Origin of the sequence: Streptococcus sp. AS14, from assembly GCF_000286495.1 — a bacterium.
In the GTDB taxonomy this organism is placed as follows: domain Bacteria; phylum Bacillota; class Bacilli; order Lactobacillales; family Streptococcaceae; genus Streptococcus; species Streptococcus sanguinis_P.
On sequence record NZ_ALKI01000007.1, the window covers coordinates 46,165 to 60,558 of the forward strand.

The window sequence follows — 14,394 nt, forward strand, 5'->3', positions numbered from 1 at the left end:
CTGCACCTAATATTCTCAATAAACTCTAATAAGAAAGAAACAATCAACCACTATGAAATTATACTTTGTCCGACACGGAAGAACGGAATGGAATCAGGAAGGCCGCTTTCAGGGAGCCAGCGGTGATTCGCCACTGCTGCCAACCGCCGTTGAAGAACTGCATAGCCTAGGAAAACATCTGGCTCAGACACAATTTGGCAAGATTTACAGCAGCGACCTCCCTCGCGCCATTCGCTCTGCTGAGATTATCCAAGAAGAAAGCCAGTTTCCGACTGAAATCGCATCAGTACCTGAACTGCGAGAATGGCAGTTGGGAAAATTGGAAGGCGCAAAAATTTCTACCATAGAAGCCATCTATCCGCATCAGATGACTGCCTTCCGCCACAACCTTTCGCAATTTAATCATACGTTTTTTGACGCTGAGTCGGTCTATCATACTACCCACCGAACCATTTCCTTTATCAAGACCTTAAAGGACAAGGACTATGAACAAGTGCTCATTGTCGGCCACGGTGCTAACTTAACCGCCAGCATTCGGACTATGCTGGGCTATGATACACCTCTTTTACGCAAGAATGGCGGTCTGACCAATGCCAGTATCACCATCCTTGAAACAGAAGACTTTGAGAATTTTGAACTGATCACTTGGAATAATACGGATTACCTACTTGAAAAGGCAGAAAAGTAAAGCTGGATTTCTAGCTTTTTTTCTTACTTTATAGCCAAATATAGATGAATTTCCCTACCTTTTGTGATAAAATAGGTAGGAAAACTTTTGGAGGAAAAACATGACTACTGAACATATCGAGGAATTAAACGACCAGCAGATTATACGCCGTGAAAAAATGGCTGCGCTGGCTGAGCAGGGAATTGACCCTTTTGGCAAACGCTTTGAACGGACTGCTAACTCTGATCAACTGAAAGAAAAATACAACGATAAAGATAAAGAAGAATTAAACGAACTCAATGAAACAGCTATTATCGCTGGCCGTCTCATGACCAAGCGCGGCAAAGGAAAAGTTGGCTTTGCCCATATTCAAGATCGTGAAGGCCAAATCCAGATTTATGTTCGTAAAGATGCGGTTGGTGAAGAAAACTATGAAATCTTCAAAAAGGCTGACTTAGGAGATTTCCTCGGTATTGAAGGTGAGATTATGCGGACGGATATGGGGGAGCTTTCTATCAAGGCGACACACCTTACTCATCTGTCTAAGGCTCTGCGTCCCCTGCCTGAAAAATTCCACGGCTTGTCAGATGTTGAAACCATCTACCGTAAACGTTATTTGGATTTGATTTCCAACCGCGAAAGCTTTGAACGCTTTGTCACTCGCTCAAAAATCATCTCAGAAATCCGCCGTTACTTGGATGGCCAAGGCTTCCTTGAAGTTGAAACTCCTGTTCTCCACAATGAGGCTGGCGGTGCTGCTGCCCGTCCATTTATCACCCACCACAATGCCCAAAACATTGACATGGTACTGCGGATTGCAACCGAGCTTCACCTTAAACGTCTCATCGTCGGTGGTATGGAGCGAGTTTATGAGATTGGCCGTATCTTCCGTAACGAAGGAATGGATGCTACTCACAATCCAGAGTTCACTTCCATCGAGGTTTACCAAGCCTATGCGGACTTCCAAGATATCATGGACTTGACTGAAGGCATTATCCAACATGCAGCCGTCTCTGTTAATGGAGATGGACCGGTCAACTACCAAGGAACTGAAATCAAGATTAATGAACCATTTAAACGCGTTCACATGGTTGACGCCATCAAGGAAATTACTGGTGTTGATTTCTGGCAAGATATGAGTTTTGAAGAAGCTGCTGCCTTGGCTCAGGAAAAGAAAGTTCCGCTTGAAAAGCACTTCACCGAAGTTGGCCATGTTATCAATGCTTTCTTTGAAGAATTTGTGGAAGAAACCTTGATTCAGCCAACCTTTGTCTACGGTCACCCAGTAGCAGTGTCACCTCTGGCTAAGAAAAATCCAGAAGACCCACGCTTCACGGACCGTTTCGAGCTCTTCATCATGACCAAAGAATATGCCAATGCCTTCACCGAGTTGAACGATCCAATTGATCAACTATCTCGTTTTGAAGCACAGGCAAAAGCCAAAGAACTGGGTGATGACGAAGCAACTGGCATTGATTATGACTTTGTTGAAGCACTGGAATACGGTATGCCTCCAACTGGAGGCCTAGGAATCGGTATCGACCGTCTGGTTATGTTGCTAACAGACGTGACTACCATTCGCGATGTCCTGCTCTTCCCAACGATGAAATAATCTGTATTTTATACGATATTAAGAATGCAAATCCTGCTGGAATTCCAGCAGGATTTTTTCATCACAAAAAAGTCTGGTTCCCCAGACTTTTAATTATATTATTCATATCTTAGTGCTTCAATTGGATCCAGTTTGGAGGCCTTGTTGGCCGGCAGGATTCCGAAGAGAACACCGATAGTTGCTGAGAAGAGAAGGCTGACGATGCTGACCGTGAGTGATACCGTCACTGGAGTTCCTTCCAGCATTTGACTCATGGCTGAGCCTAGCACAGACGCAAGTCCTGCAGCTAGAACCAGTCCAATCAAACCACCAATCAGTGTCAAAATCATAGACTCAATCAAAAATTGCATCAGTATGTTGCCACGCGTTGCTCCCAGAGCCTTCCGTAGACCTATTTCACGAGTCCGCTCAGTGACCGATACCAACATGATATTCATGACACCGATACCTCCGACAAAGAGGGAGATTCCGGCAATAGCACCGATAACGCCTGTCATGGCACCATAAATTTTTTGCACTTCCTGATAGAGGGCACTATCATCTGTCACTTGATATTCGCCCTGTTGGAGACCAGCAATTTCTGTTAATTTCTTGGCAACCTTAGGACCAAGTTCTGGAACCAAGCTAGTATCATTCACTCGAAGAACAATCTCTGAAATTTCATCAACTCCAAAGTTAGCAGCTATGAGAGTATTGGTCGTAATGGCATTACCACCATAGACCTGCATGGAGCCAGATGCAGCAGCAGTTTCAGGATCTCTATAAACCCCAATCACCCGATAGTTACTTGCACCCACTGTCACAATTTTATTGATTGCTTCTTCAGCGGAAGAAAAGAGAGTCGCAGCCAGATCTTCGTCCAGCAACACAACACTGGCAAAACCTTGATAGTCTTGCTGTCTTAAAGCGCGACCAGCAATGATTTTGTATTTTTTCACCTGAATATAAGTCATGTTTGCACCGACAAAGTTGACGCGCTCAGCCTGCTTATTTTCGTAGCTAAAGGTTTCCATAGCTGAGTTGGTCACATAGTAGCCGTCCACTCCCTTGATATGGGTCAATTCCTTAACCCAGGCTTCCTGGGCCTTGGGTGGCTCCACCACTTCTTCGCTTTCATCTTCTACATTTACTGAATAGAGATCAGCCGTTTGTGTGTAGGAGCCGTCCTTGCTCTTTTTAGGAGAAAAGACGAGGCGCATGTTTTTCTGACTTTTGGTAAAACTCTCATTGACCCGCCGGGTAATGGAATCTCCTAAGGCCATGATAACCACAACCGAAGCCACTCCGATAATAATCCCAATCATGGTCAGAAAAGACCGCATCTTGTGTCCAAGAATGGAGCTAATGGCAAATTTCCAGTTTTGCATTAGGCTAGTCCTCCTTCCTTAGCGCTATCAGACGAGATGATTCCGTCACGAATGACAATCTGCCGTTTGGCATAGGCAGCAATCTCAGGCTCGTGGGTCACCATGATAATGGTTTTCCCTTCTCGATTGAGCTCAGTTAAGAGCTCCATAATCTGCTCACCAGTCTTAGTATCCAAGGCTCCTGTTGGTTCGTCAGCCAGAATCAAAGAGGGATTATTGACCAAAGCACGCGCAATGGCTACCCGCTGCTTCTGTCCTCCGGAAAGCTCTGAAGGCAGGTGATGCATCCGCGTGTCCAGCTCCACCTTGGTCAGAAACTGCTCAGCCAAGGACTTACGTTTAGATAGACCGACACCTGCATAGATCAAGGGCAGTTCCACATTTTGCAAGGCATTGAGCTTAGACAAGAGAAAGAACTGCTGAAAGACAAAGCCGATTTGCTTATTTCGAACCTTGGCCAGCTTCTTATCACCTAGCTTAGCTACTTCTTCGCTTCCCAGATGATATTCACCAGTGGTCGGACGATCCAGCATCCCAATGATATTCATCAGAGTAGACTTACCAGATCCAGACGGTCCCATGATGGCAACAAACTCACCCTCCTCAACCTCCAGACTGATGTCTTTTAATACCTGCAGTTCCTGGTCTCCATTGCGATAGCTCTTATTAATATTTTTTAACTCAATTAGCTTCTTCATAAGATTTCACCTCTTGACCGTCTTTCAAGCTATCTGTCGGATTGATGATAACTTTACTATCCTTTGTCAAACCAGATGAGATTTCTTGATTTTCAGCATCAGCATTTCCGAGCGTCACTTCTGTCTTCTTGGCAACTCCTTTTTCCAGAACCCAAACATAGTTTTTGTCTCCGTCCATTACCACACTGCTAACTGGCACAATGAGTCCCTGAGTATTGTTTTTAACTTCAATATTGACAGAGAAACCTTGTTTGAGCTCACCAATCTCGCTGGTAATGTCAATTGTAAATGGATATTTAGAACCTGAAGCTGTTCCGCTACCACCAGTTCCAGATGGCTGAGCTGCTGCCTGCTGGCCGTCTTTTGGATAGTTGGAAATGTAGCTGATTTTACCAGTCCATTTCTTATCTGGGTAAACCTTTGATGTAATGGTCACTTCTTGACCGACAGACAAGTTAGCCAGATTGTATTCGGATAATTCACCCTTTATCTGCAGATTTCCATTGCTGACGATGTGAACCAAGGTTTGAGTGGCACCTGTTGTTGATTTTGAAACATCACGGTTGACTTCTACGACCGTACCATCTGCAGTGCTGGTCACTGTTAGGGCATTGAGAGTAGCTTGCGCTTTATTCATATTATCCACTGCATCAGCTCGAGCATCGCGCAGGTCAGCTGCCTGTGACTCCACAGAACGCTGAGCCTGAGCTTCAGACGCACCATCTGCTTCTTCGTCACCAGTTGTATTTACAGTCACACCATTGGTTTGCAAGTCATGCAATTGACGATCGGCTTTGCTAACCGCCCGAGCAGCCGCATCATAGGCAGCCTGAGCCTCTGCACTTTTATAAGTAACCAAAGCTTGACCGGCAGTCACTTGATCGCCTACATTGACCAGTACATTTTCCAAGTCACCCTTGGTGCTGTCATAGTAGATGTACTGCTCGTTGCTGGCTGTAACATTGCCTGTCAACAAGACAGAAGAAGCCACTGAGCCTTCCTTGGCTTTCTGGACTAATGGAGTCGTATCGACCGGCATCTCAGCAGGATTCCCTCCATTTAAAAACATGAAGAGAATTGCTCCTGCAACAACTGCAATCGTAGCTCCAATAATGCTAAATAATTGCCATTTCTTTAACTTTTTCATCTCTTTTCCTCCTCTTGATGAAAACGATTTTCTTTTGTTATATTATATCACAAGGCTATCATAATTCTTCTAAAAAAATTTACAGTTTTTCACAAATGGTTGCTATTTTATCTCAGATAGTCACTCCACTCAAATCCGTAGCAGATTTTTGCATTCACCTGCTAAAAAAGGTACAATTACCTCATATAATAGAAGGAGATTCTAACAAAATGAAAGAATTTGATATGATTGCTATTGGCGGTGGCAGCGGGGGAATTGCTACCATGAATCGGGCCGGCGAATACGGTGCCAAGGTTGCCGTTATTGAAGAAAAGAAACTGGGTGGCACCTGTGTCAATGTTGGCTGTGTCCCAAAGAAGATTATGTGGTACGGAGCTCAAATCGCTGAAGCTATCCATCATTATGGACCAGACTACGGATTTACCTCTGATAATCAAGCTTTTGATTTTGCTACCCTTCGGAAAAATCGCGAAGCTTATATTGACCGAGCACGTTCGTCCTATGATGGTAGCTTCAAGCGGAATGGTGTTGAGCTGATCGAAGGACGTGCCCGTTTTGTGGATGCAAACACTGTCCAAGTCAACGGTGAGCTTATTCGCGCCAAGCATATCGTTATCGCGACGGGTGCTCATGCTGCTATTCCAAATATCCCTGGCGCAGGCTACGGCGAGAATTCCGACGATGTCTTTGCTTGGGAAGAATTACCTGAATCTGTTGCCATTGTCGGAGCAGGCTATATAGCAGTTGAGCTAGCCGGCGTGCTCCATGCTCTGAGAGTTAAAACAGACCTTTTTGTTCGTAAGGATCGACCACTGCGCAACTTTGACAGCTATCTAATTGACGGTTTACTCCAAGAAATGGAAAAGTCTGGACTCCAGCTTCATACCCATAAGATTCCACAAAAGCTGGAAAAACTTCCTGATGGTCAGCTCAAACTCTACTTTGAAGATGGCAGCAGTCACACAGCACAGCATGTCATCTGGGCAATCGGACGTAAGCCAAATGTTCAAGACCTCAATCTGGAAGCAGCTGGCGTCACTCTCAATGAACGTGGCTTCATCGCTGTAGATGAGTACCAAAACACTGTGGTTCCAGGTATCTATGCTCTTGGCGATGTAACAGGTGAAAAAGAATTAACTCCTGTTGCTATCAAGGCTGGACGGACCCTGTCTGAGCGTCTTTTCAATGGCAAAATAGATGCTAAGATGGACTACTCAACTATTCCAACCGTCGTCTTCTCCCATCCCGCTATTGGAACAGTCGGCCTGACTGAGGTGGAGGCTATCAAGACTTACGGAGCTGAAAATATCCACGTTTACACATCTAGCTTCACATCCATGTATTCAGCTGTCACCCAACACCGCCAACAGGCCAAGTTCAAGCTCATCACTGTCGGTGAGGATGAAAAGGTCGTCGGTCTGCACGGTATCGGCTACGGGGTAGACGAGATGATTCAAGGTTTCGCAGTTGCTATCAAAATGGGCGCTACCAAAGCTGACTTTGATGCTACGGTTGCTATTCACCCGACAGGTTCCGAAGAATTCGTGACCATGCGATAAAAAATTCAAAATCAGAAGAGGTTTGGTATTCCAGCCTCTTTTTGACTTCTGCTACCATTTTATAATAAAGATGTTGATCGTTCCATAACCTAATCTTTCATTTTACAGACGAATCTTACATTTTTGTAAGATTGTAATCAAAACTATTTCAACTTCATTTGACATTCCTTTCAAATATCAGTCTAATGGAAGAAATTCAGATTTTTTTCAGACCATAGACTACTACATCACTATTTAAAAAGGTAATTAACAAATATCCATCAAGAAATTCCAAAGATTATAAAAAGCAATTTTTTTATTAGTTATTATATGAGACAAGGAGCCTGAAATGAAATCTCAGACTCCTTTTTCTTTATGGTAAAATAGCTACAGCCCTAACTGGTGAACCGCTGGCTTGATGCCAGTTGGGGAAGCTAATTGAGATGAGAGCACCCTTAGCCGGCAGCTGATCCAGATTAGTCATAACTTCTAGCTGATAAATGTCCTGCTCCAAAAGATAATATTCATTGAGCAGCCCATGCTCCGCTGTAGGAATACCCGCATCTGTATCAAAAGTTTCGTGACCTACCGCCTTGACACCACGCTCATGGATAAGGAACTCTAGAGCATCCTGTCCCCACCCAGGAGTATGCTGAATCTCCTGATCATCCAGATTGCGCATAGCTGATTGACTTGGCCAACGCTTGGACCAGTCTGAACGAAAAGCAACAAACGTTCCTGGCTCAATCTGCCCGTGCTCCGCTTCAAAATCTAAAATATCCTGCTTGCCCAGTATAAAGTCTGGATTCTCTGCTACTTCCTTAGACTTATCAATAACCACCAAAGGCAGGAAAAGATCTTTTAGTTCAATCTCTTCCAACCAGCGACCACCCTCCACAAAGTGAATCGGAGCATCAATATGAGTCCCGTACTGGCCAACTACAGAAAACTGCTGAACATGAAAACCGTCTTTCAAAGTGAAAATGTCCTTCTTCTCCAAGGCAGGTAGAGCTGGAAAATGCGGACTGTCTTCCCTAATCTGATGGGACAAGTTAACCCATTTTTTCTCCTGTAGTTCCTGATAAATTTTTAATAAATCTGTCATAGCCTTCTCTAATCTAGTCAGTCTTGCTTTAGGAAGATGTTGATTACGCACCCACACCTCTAGCAAAAACTCTTATTTACTTTTGCATTATTATATCAATCAAAGTGTGCTGCTGCAATTCTTTATAGCACTTTTAGATAATCCTTTTTTATTGAAAATAATATAGTTTAAAGCTATAGCTATTTTTTCTAATGAAACCTATTCAAGCATTGAAAATTTTGATATGATAGAACAAAGCAATCCAGAAACGAGGGAAACAGATGAGTAAAACGAAAAAGCTTCTTGCAGCCTTGGGCATCCTTTTCTTTAATATTTTTGGTCTTATCGCCTTCTTCGTCTTGCTCGTCAGAAGCAAGAAACGAAAATAAGAATCTGTCTGTATAATTGTCTCGTCCGATTAAGAAGGACTTGACTTTTTTTATTTAGCTTTTAAAATAGTTACCATAAAATTAAAAAGAGGTTTACTATTTATGAACAAGAACAAAGCTTTTCTTCTTGCCCTCCCAGCTATCGGAGCAGCTTTTCTAGCTGTCCTGTCCCAATTTACTATTTCCATCGGCCCCATTCCCATCACGCTGCAGACTTTTGTTATCGGTCTGATTGCGACGATTTTCAAACCTCGCGAAGCGGTTTTGTCAGTCATTATTTATCTATTGCTGGGAGCTATTGGTCTGCCGGTCTTTGCTGGAGGAAGCGGTGGTTTTCAGGCTCTCTTTGGCCCTAGCGCCGGCTATCTCTGGTTCTTCTTACCCTTTTCGTTTGTGACATCCAGTCTGACTCATAAGGACAGTCCTTTCTATATGATTTTTATAGCCAATGTATTGGGTGCCGCTCTCGTCTTTGTCGGTGGTATCTTAGGGCTGCAGTTTTTTGGAGGACTTGATTTCTCTAAGTCAGTAGACGTTGGCCTAACTCCTTTTATCCTGCCTGGATTGATAAAAATTATTGCCATCACCATTATCAGCATCCCTATTTTTAAGAGTCTGAAATTTCATCCCTACTTTTCAGAGAAATAAGAATCTGTCTGTATAATTGTCTCGTCCGATTAAGAAGGACTTGACTTTTTTTTATTTAGCTTTTAAAATAGTTACCATAAAATTAAAAAGAGGTTTACTATTTATGAACAAGAACAAAGCATTTCTTCTTGCCCTCCCAGCTATCGGAGCTGCCTTCCTAGCTGTCCTATCCCAATTAACTATTTCCATTGGCCCCGTTCCCATCACGCTGCAGACTTTTGTTATCGGTTTGATTGCAACGATTTTCAAACCTCGCGAAGCAGTTTTGTCAGTCTTTATTTATCTGCTGCTGGGAGCTATCGGCCTACCGGTCTTTGCTGGAGGAAGTGGTGGTTTCCAGGCTCTCTTTGGCCCTAGCGCCGGCTATCTCTGGTTCTACTTACTCTTTGCCTTTGTGACATCCAGTCTGACCCATAAGGACAGTCCTTTCTATATGGTTTTTATAGCCAATGTATTGGGTGATGCTCTCGTCTTTGTCGGTGGTATCTTAGGACTGCATTTCTTGGGAGGATTTGATTTCTCTAAGTCGGTCGCGGTTGGACTAACTCCTTTTATCCTGCCTGATTTGCTAAAAATGGTTGTCATCACCATCATCAGCATTCCTATTTTTAAGAGTCTGAAATTTCATCCCTACTTTTCAGAGAAATAGAAAAAACTGATAGAGCTTTCTCTATCAGTTTTTAAATGCATCCACGAGAACTTGGAATTCTTCATTAGAAAGTGTAATTCCCTTGCCCATTTTGCTGTGGTCTGGACTCCAAGTCCGAATATCATACTTAGCTGGTGCTCCATTAAAGCTAACGCGATTAAGCTCCTTAGTCCAGCCCTTGTCATTTTCAGATAGGACCAGAAGTTTTTCTTCGATTTCGAATGTAAATTCTGCCATATTTCACCTCTTGTTTTATTTTCCAACTAATAATTCGTAAAAGAATTTACAATTTAGGGAATTTTGTTATATAATATATTGTAACAAGTTATGGAGATTTTAGCTATGAAAAAATATCTCGAAATGATTTTACAAAGAGCCAACGAATTTATCAGTGGCAAAAAGAATGAACAAGGACCAGAGGACAGTGGCCGCATCCTGCGTACCATCGAGCTAGCTCTGCGAAAACAATCTGGTGTCCACGTTATCTTTCTGGATAAAAGCTTCACTGGTGACATTGTCAAATACGATCGCGAGCGCCAGCAGCTGATTATTAAAAATTTCAAGAAAAGTATGACCACTATTATCCGCGTGCAAGACATCAAGCGAATCAGTCTCGTACCCAATAATATCCGTGAAGCCCAAAAGAAGGACATTCGCATCACCAACCGTCGTTTCAAAAGATAACTCTTCTATCCAGCTGGATGGAAGAGTTATTTGTTTGTCTGAAAATAAATTGATCGATGCTTCTTGCAGCCTGGATTAAAAGGATGAGTACAGATAGGACAAGTATCCTTACAGTCAAGATACTGGGAAATAGTCAGCTCAGTCCTGCAATGACCACAAAGAACTACTCGATCTTCTGACCGACTCACAGGATAGGCCAGAAAAACATGATCTTCGTAGCGGTCATGACAGAGAAAGCAAGGATAGTATTTCTGACAATTAAAGCATTTAAGAGCTACGATATCTTTCTCACTATGATAATGCTGGCAGCGAGTCTCCTCATCAAGAATATCTCCGTAAACCTGCATCATGCTACATCCTCTCTGATAACCTCTATTCATAAAGATGGCTTTTAGATTAAAAAACCACCTATGAATATAAGATTAAGCTCGGACGGTCACGCTAGTGCCATCTTCCTTGTATAGATTAATCAAGCCTTCCTTTCGAGCCCGCACCATATCGCCAGCTTCTACGGGCTGCTCCAAGTGAATGGTCAGAAGCTCCATCGGATTAGGAGCCCGATCAATTTTGTTACCATCAGCATCTCGAAGGTCTGTGATAAAGGTTTCAAAATGACGGAAGCCCGGTCCGTAAAATTCAACCTGATCCCCTTCGTGAATAACATTTCGCTGACGAATAGTCGCTGTCTGACTGTCTGCGTCATAGGCTACTACTTCTGCTACAAATTTGTATTCTGGAATCTTGCGTCGCGCTCCGAAAAGCTGCTCATTCTCTGTTGGAGTATGATAGTAGAATCCTGTGGCCAATTCACGTTGAGCAACCTTCCACATCTCATCGACCAAGTCTTGCTTGATAGCTTCAAACTTTTCAGGACTTTCTAGATAAGCATTTACAGCTGCTTTATAGCAGTTAGTCACCGTAGAAACATAATGAATAGACTTCATCCGTCCCTCAATCTTCAAGCTATCTACTCCATTTTCAATCATGTCTGGTATGCGGTCAATCATGGACATATCAACTGCGGACATGGAAAATTCTTCCGGAACTTCCCCCTTCAAGCTCTTACGTTCTTGTCCGAAAGGCATATCGTAGAGGTCGTATTTCCAACGGCAGGATTGCGAGCAGCCTCCACGATTGGCATCGCGCATACTCATATGGTTGGATAATGTACAGCGTCCAGAGTAGGAAATACACATCGCTCCATGAACAAAGGCTTCTATTTCAACGTCAGTCCGTCGGCGAATTTCAGCTAGCTCAGCCATAGAAACTTCGCGAGCTAGAACAACACGAGTCAAGCCTAGATTTTTCCAGAACTCAAGCGTTTCATAGTTGGTCGCACTGGCCTGAGTCGATAGGTGGATTTCCAGACCAGGTGCTTCTGATGCTGCAATAGCAATCAAAGCCGGATCTGAAACAATGACAGCCGCAATCCCGATGTCTCGCAAATGTCGGAACCACTCACCAGCTCCCTCTTCGTTACCCTCGTGCATGACCATATTGGCCGCGACATAGACCTTGGCACCATAACGAGCCGCAAACTGAACCCCTTCTTCCATCTGTTCAAAGGTAAAGTTCCCAGCCCGACTGCGCAAACCATAGGCCTGTCCGCCAATAAAAACAGCATCTGCTCCATATCGAACAGCTACTTTTAGCTTTTCCAAAGTACCAGCAGGTGATAACACCTCTGGTCGTTTAAACTTTCTTGCCATCATTTTCTCCTATTTGCAATATAAAAGTGTTGATGTCTAATCCTTATTATTTTATAGTAATTTACCCCTAAAAGCAAGGTTCTTTGAATTATTTTCACAATTCTAATTTTCAGATTATTCGAATTAATTCAAAAAACAGTTTGAAACATCTATTTTTTAACCCTGCTTTATAAATATTATTTTTGTTCTCAAAAAAGAACTCCTAAAAGGAGTCCTAGTTTAAATATTTATTTTACCATATCAGGATCATAGTCATAAAATCCGGTATCGAGAAAACGATTTTTCGGATGCAGTTTGTGAATCGCTTCATCCAGCACAAAAGCTTGGTCTGAGCTAAACTTGCCTGCTTCAATCAAATCCCTTGCCTCTACAAAAATCTTAGCAATCTTGACAAAGTTGTGACCAGGTGTGTAGAGACCTTCCAACTTCCAGTGGCAGAATCCATGGTCAACCAACTCTATCAGCTTGGTCATCAAATCCAAGTCATTATTGGCAAAAATATGAGTACCATGATTGTCCTCAAAAATCGAGTAATGGCTCTGCGGATCGCTTGGTTCCGCCAGAAAGAGGTCTCGCTCCCGTGTCTTTTCATCATCGATATGAGTAAAATTATAGTAATTCTGCAAAAGAGGACGCTTGGAGTGATGGATGACACTAGCTCCGTAAACCAAGACTTCAGCAGGAATTTCCAGAATTTCTGGCATCTTAAAAAGCTCAGCAGAAGGAATCTCACGCGCTAGGACAGCTTCTGAAACTCCTGCGTTCTTAGCCCAAAAGTTAACCTGACGGCTGCTGGTAACCATGGTCGAGGCATCGTAAATGGTCTTTAATTTATAACCATCGCGCTGCAGCACATAGAAAACACCAGCATCACCAACGGTAATATAATCTGCCCCAATCTCCTGCAGAAAATCAAGATAGGGCTTGATCTTATCCATCATTTCTTGATGCATGAGCGCGTTCACCGCAACGGTCAACTCTTTTCCTGCTTGGTGAACCAAGTCAGAAATTCGAGTTAATTCGTCTAAACTAAAATTATGAGGCAAACGAAGGCCATAATTTTTCTCTCCGACATAAATTCGATCGACATTCGCCTTCAAAAGTTCCTCAACTTGTTCTATACTTTCAGCTGTTGCTGTAATAATTATCTTTTTCATACAACCATTATAGCAAAAAAATATAAAGGAGTGGTTTTTCATTCGAATTTATTCGTTTTGTAACTCTTTTGTAATATTTAAAACTGCAAAAAAATGGTAGAATTAGAGGGTACTGTAAGGAGAGAGAATTATGCACGTAAGAAAATACCAACAATATGATGACCCAACTGACTACTACTACCAAGAAATTGAATCTGAACAAACACCACTCTATCAAGAGTACTTACCTGAAGCAGAAACATCACCAAGATTAAGTGAACTCTTTTTCTTCTTAAATATTGCTGTTTTCTGTGTCTTGACAGTTTTGTTTAGCTTTGTATTTTTGAGTTTAAAAATGAATACATTTATGTCCTTCACTTTGGCCATTGCTTCCAGCCTGATTAGCATTCAATCTTATCGCCTGTTCGCAAAGAAACGCCAAACTAACAAATAAACCAACCTTGTGATTCTACGATTTTAAAATATAAGAAAAACCGACGACGCTTTAAGTCCTCGGTTCTTTTTTTCGTTCTTGTAAACAAAGAAGACTAGCAATTTTGCTAGTCTTCTTTGTTTTATTTTTCTTCTTGACTGTCTATTTCAACAGCCTTTTCTTCTTGTCCTTCTGTCGCTTCTGCTCCGAAGTCAATGATGATTTCTTCTGAAGGTTCTTCTCCCTCTTCGAAGATCACAGGTTCTTCCTCAGCTAAGCTGCTTTCTTCTTTATCAAATTTTTCTTTGATTTCGTTAAACTTATCTTGTGAGTAGTCAACGACAGATTTTGTCGTTTCTTTGACAGATTCGATGACTGTTTCAGTTGTAATCTCGCCTTTCTCAACCTTTTCTTTGGTTTGTTGAATTGCGCTAACAGCTTGATTTGAAAAGTCTTTAGCAGACTGAACGACAGCTTCATGGATATCATCAGGATTTTCTTGGTATTCCTTAACAAAGTCCCGAACCTTATCTGTCGTTTCCTTTCCTTTCTTACTGGTCAGAAAATAGGCAGCAGCTGCACCAGTAACAGCGCCCAATAACAGTGATGAAAATTTTCCCATAATAGACCTTC

Annotated in this window: 16 protein-coding genes; 7 read left to right on the forward strand and 9 right to left on the reverse strand. The window is 42.5% G+C overall.

Annotated elements, in window-relative coordinates; translation table 11 throughout:
• Positions 1 to 52: 52 nt before the first annotated feature.
• Positions 53 to 688 (forward strand): histidine phosphatase family protein, encoded by a 636-nt coding sequence (locus HMPREF1150_RS09090; RefSeq protein WP_009659339.1) that lies wholly within the window; start codon positions 53 to 55, stop codon positions 686 to 688.
• Between the two features lie 100 nt (positions 689 to 788).
• Complete coding sequence (lysS, locus tag HMPREF1150_RS09085; RefSeq protein ID WP_009659254.1) at positions 789 to 2,279, forward strand: lysine--tRNA ligase; 1,491 nt, start codon at positions 789 to 791, stop codon at positions 2,277 to 2,279.
• Positions 2,280 to 2,377: 98 nt separating this feature from the next.
• Here the strand turns inward: lysS and HMPREF1150_RS09080 are convergent, their stop codons facing one another.
• Genes HMPREF1150_RS09080 through HMPREF1150_RS09070 form a run of 3 tightly spaced genes read right to left on the reverse strand, consistent with a single transcriptional unit; the run spans position 2,378 to position 5,491 of the window.
• A complete protein-coding gene (locus HMPREF1150_RS09080) occupies positions 2,378 to 3,646 on the reverse strand; it encodes an ABC transporter permease (protein WP_009659328.1) in 1,269 nt (422 codons plus the stop codon).
• Positions 3,646 to 4,344, reverse strand: a complete 699-nt coding sequence (locus HMPREF1150_RS09075; protein WP_002912879.1) for an ABC transporter ATP-binding protein — start codon at positions 4,342 to 4,344, stop codon at positions 3,646 to 3,648. The genes HMPREF1150_RS09080 and HMPREF1150_RS09075 overlap by 1 nt, the downstream gene beginning before the upstream one ends.
• A complete protein-coding gene (locus tag HMPREF1150_RS09070; RefSeq protein WP_009659243.1) occupies positions 4,328 to 5,491 on the reverse strand; it encodes an efflux RND transporter periplasmic adaptor subunit in 1,164 nt (387 codons plus the stop codon). Before HMPREF1150_RS09070 ends, HMPREF1150_RS09075 begins: the two co-directional genes overlap by 17 nt.
• Positions 5,492 to 5,700: 209 nt before the next feature.
• On the opposite strand from HMPREF1150_RS09070, the gene gorA reads away from it, so the two are divergent.
• On the forward strand, positions 5,701 to 7,050 hold the full coding sequence (gene gorA / locus HMPREF1150_RS09065; RefSeq protein ID WP_009659273.1) for a glutathione-disulfide reductase: 1,350 nt from the start codon (positions 5,701 to 5,703) through the stop codon (positions 7,048 to 7,050).
• A gap of 352 nt (positions 7,051 to 7,402) precedes the next feature.
• Here gorA and HMPREF1150_RS09060 read toward each other — a convergent pair whose 3' ends face one another.
• A complete protein-coding gene (locus HMPREF1150_RS09060) occupies positions 7,403 to 8,134 on the reverse strand; it encodes a cyclase family protein (RefSeq protein ID WP_009659340.1) in 732 nt (243 codons plus the stop codon).
• 470 nt (positions 8,135 to 8,604) lie between these two features.
• Between HMPREF1150_RS09060 and HMPREF1150_RS09055 the strand changes: the two genes are divergently transcribed.
• Both HMPREF1150_RS09055 and HMPREF1150_RS09050 read left to right on the forward strand, forming a co-directional pair.
• Positions 8,605 to 9,150, forward strand: a complete 546-nt coding sequence (locus tag HMPREF1150_RS09055; RefSeq protein ID WP_009659274.1) for a biotin transporter BioY — start codon at positions 8,605 to 8,607, stop codon at positions 9,148 to 9,150.
• A gap of 103 nt (positions 9,151 to 9,253) precedes the next feature.
• Complete coding sequence (locus HMPREF1150_RS09050; RefSeq protein WP_009659324.1) at positions 9,254 to 9,799, forward strand: biotin transporter BioY; 546 nt, start codon at positions 9,254 to 9,256, stop codon at positions 9,797 to 9,799.
• A gap of 24 nt (positions 9,800 to 9,823) precedes the next feature.
• Here the strand turns inward: HMPREF1150_RS09050 and HMPREF1150_RS09045 are convergent, their stop codons facing one another.
• A complete protein-coding gene (locus HMPREF1150_RS09045) occupies positions 9,824 to 10,036 on the reverse strand; it encodes a YdbC family protein (RefSeq protein ID WP_002897227.1) in 213 nt (70 codons plus the stop codon).
• A gap of 90 nt (positions 10,037 to 10,126) precedes the next feature.
• On the opposite strand from HMPREF1150_RS09045, the gene HMPREF1150_RS09040 reads away from it, so the two are divergent.
• Positions 10,127 to 10,483, forward strand: coding sequence for a hypothetical protein (locus HMPREF1150_RS09040; RefSeq protein WP_002897226.1), 357 nt, complete (start codon positions 10,127 to 10,129; stop codon positions 10,481 to 10,483).
• A 26-nt stretch (positions 10,484 to 10,509) separates the two neighbouring features.
• Here the strand turns inward: HMPREF1150_RS09040 and HMPREF1150_RS0111065 are convergent, their stop codons facing one another.
• The 3 genes from HMPREF1150_RS0111065 to HMPREF1150_RS09030 form a co-directional block, all read right to left on the reverse strand.
• On the reverse strand, positions 10,510 to 10,833 hold the full coding sequence (locus HMPREF1150_RS0111065; RefSeq protein WP_032905366.1) for a CHY zinc finger protein: 324 nt from the start codon (positions 10,831 to 10,833) through the stop codon (positions 10,510 to 10,512).
• Between the two features lie 72 nt (positions 10,834 to 10,905).
• A complete protein-coding gene (locus HMPREF1150_RS09035; protein ID WP_009659250.1) occupies positions 10,906 to 12,192 on the reverse strand; it encodes a U32 family peptidase in 1,287 nt (428 codons plus the stop codon).
• Positions 12,193 to 12,419: 227 nt separating this feature from the next.
• The gene (locus HMPREF1150_RS09030) at positions 12,420 to 13,349 is read right to left on the reverse strand and encodes a peptidase U32 family protein (RefSeq protein WP_009659335.1); all 930 of its coding nucleotides are present in this window, start codon (positions 13,347 to 13,349) and stop codon (positions 12,420 to 12,422) included.
• 130 nt (positions 13,350 to 13,479) lie between these two features.
• Here HMPREF1150_RS09030 and HMPREF1150_RS09025 point away from each other — a divergent pair, with 130 nt between their 5' ends.
• On the forward strand, positions 13,480 to 13,782 hold the full coding sequence (locus HMPREF1150_RS09025; RefSeq protein WP_009659279.1) for a DUF3270 family protein: 303 nt from the start codon (positions 13,480 to 13,482) through the stop codon (positions 13,780 to 13,782).
• Between the two features lie 121 nt (positions 13,783 to 13,903).
• Here the strand turns inward: HMPREF1150_RS09025 and HMPREF1150_RS09020 are convergent, their stop codons facing one another.
• On the reverse strand, positions 13,904 to 14,383 hold the full coding sequence (locus HMPREF1150_RS09020) for a YtxH domain-containing protein (RefSeq protein ID WP_002909316.1): 480 nt from the start codon (positions 14,381 to 14,383) through the stop codon (positions 13,904 to 13,906).
• Between the last annotated feature and the right edge of the window lie 11 nt (positions 14,384 to 14,394).

Coding starts and splice junctions, on each gene's coding strand:
- HMPREF1150_RS09060 (WP_009659340.1), bottom strand. CDS start 8,134: ATGACAGATTTATTAAAAATTTATCAGGAACTACAGGAGAAAAAATGG.
- HMPREF1150_RS09040 (WP_002897226.1), top strand. CDS start 10,127: ATGGAGATTTTAGCTATGAAAAAATATCTCGAAATGATTTTACAAAGA.
- HMPREF1150_RS09090 (WP_009659339.1), top strand. CDS start 53: ATGAAATTATACTTTGTCCGACACGGAAGAACGGAATGGAATCAGGAA.
- HMPREF1150_RS0111065 (WP_032905366.1), bottom strand. CDS start 10,833: ATGATGCAGGTTTACGGAGATATTCTTGATGAGGAGACTCGCTGCCAG.
- HMPREF1150_RS09075 (WP_002912879.1), bottom strand. CDS start 4,344: ATGAAGAAGCTAATTGAGTTAAAAAATATTAATAAGAGCTATCGCAAT.
- HMPREF1150_RS09050 (WP_009659324.1), top strand. CDS start 9,254: ATGAACAAGAACAAAGCATTTCTTCTTGCCCTCCCAGCTATCGGAGCT.
- HMPREF1150_RS09035 (WP_009659250.1), bottom strand. CDS start 12,192: ATGGCAAGAAAGTTTAAACGACCAGAGGTGTTATCACCTGCTGGTACT.
- gorA (WP_009659273.1), top strand. CDS start 5,701: ATGAAAGAATTTGATATGATTGCTATTGGCGGTGGCAGCGGGGGAATT.
- HMPREF1150_RS09070 (WP_009659243.1), bottom strand. CDS start 5,491: ATGAAAAAGTTAAAGAAATGGCAATTATTTAGCATTATTGGAGCTACG.
- HMPREF1150_RS09020 (WP_002909316.1), bottom strand. CDS start 14,383: ATGGGAAAATTTTCATCACTGTTATTGGGCGCTGTTACTGGTGCAGCT.
- HMPREF1150_RS09080 (WP_009659328.1), bottom strand. CDS start 3,646: ATGCAAAACTGGAAATTTGCCATTAGCTCCATTCTTGGACACAAGATG.
- HMPREF1150_RS09030 (WP_009659335.1), bottom strand. CDS start 13,349: ATGAAAAAGATAATTATTACAGCAACAGCTGAAAGTATAGAACAAGTT.
- HMPREF1150_RS09045 (WP_002897227.1), bottom strand. CDS start 10,036: ATGGCAGAATTTACATTCGAAATCGAAGAAAAACTTCTGGTCCTATCT.
- HMPREF1150_RS09025 (WP_009659279.1), top strand. CDS start 13,480: ATGCACGTAAGAAAATACCAACAATATGATGACCCAACTGACTACTAC.
- HMPREF1150_RS09055 (WP_009659274.1), top strand. CDS start 8,605: ATGAACAAGAACAAAGCTTTTCTTCTTGCCCTCCCAGCTATCGGAGCA.
- lysS (WP_009659254.1), top strand. CDS start 789: ATGACTACTGAACATATCGAGGAATTAAACGACCAGCAGATTATACGC.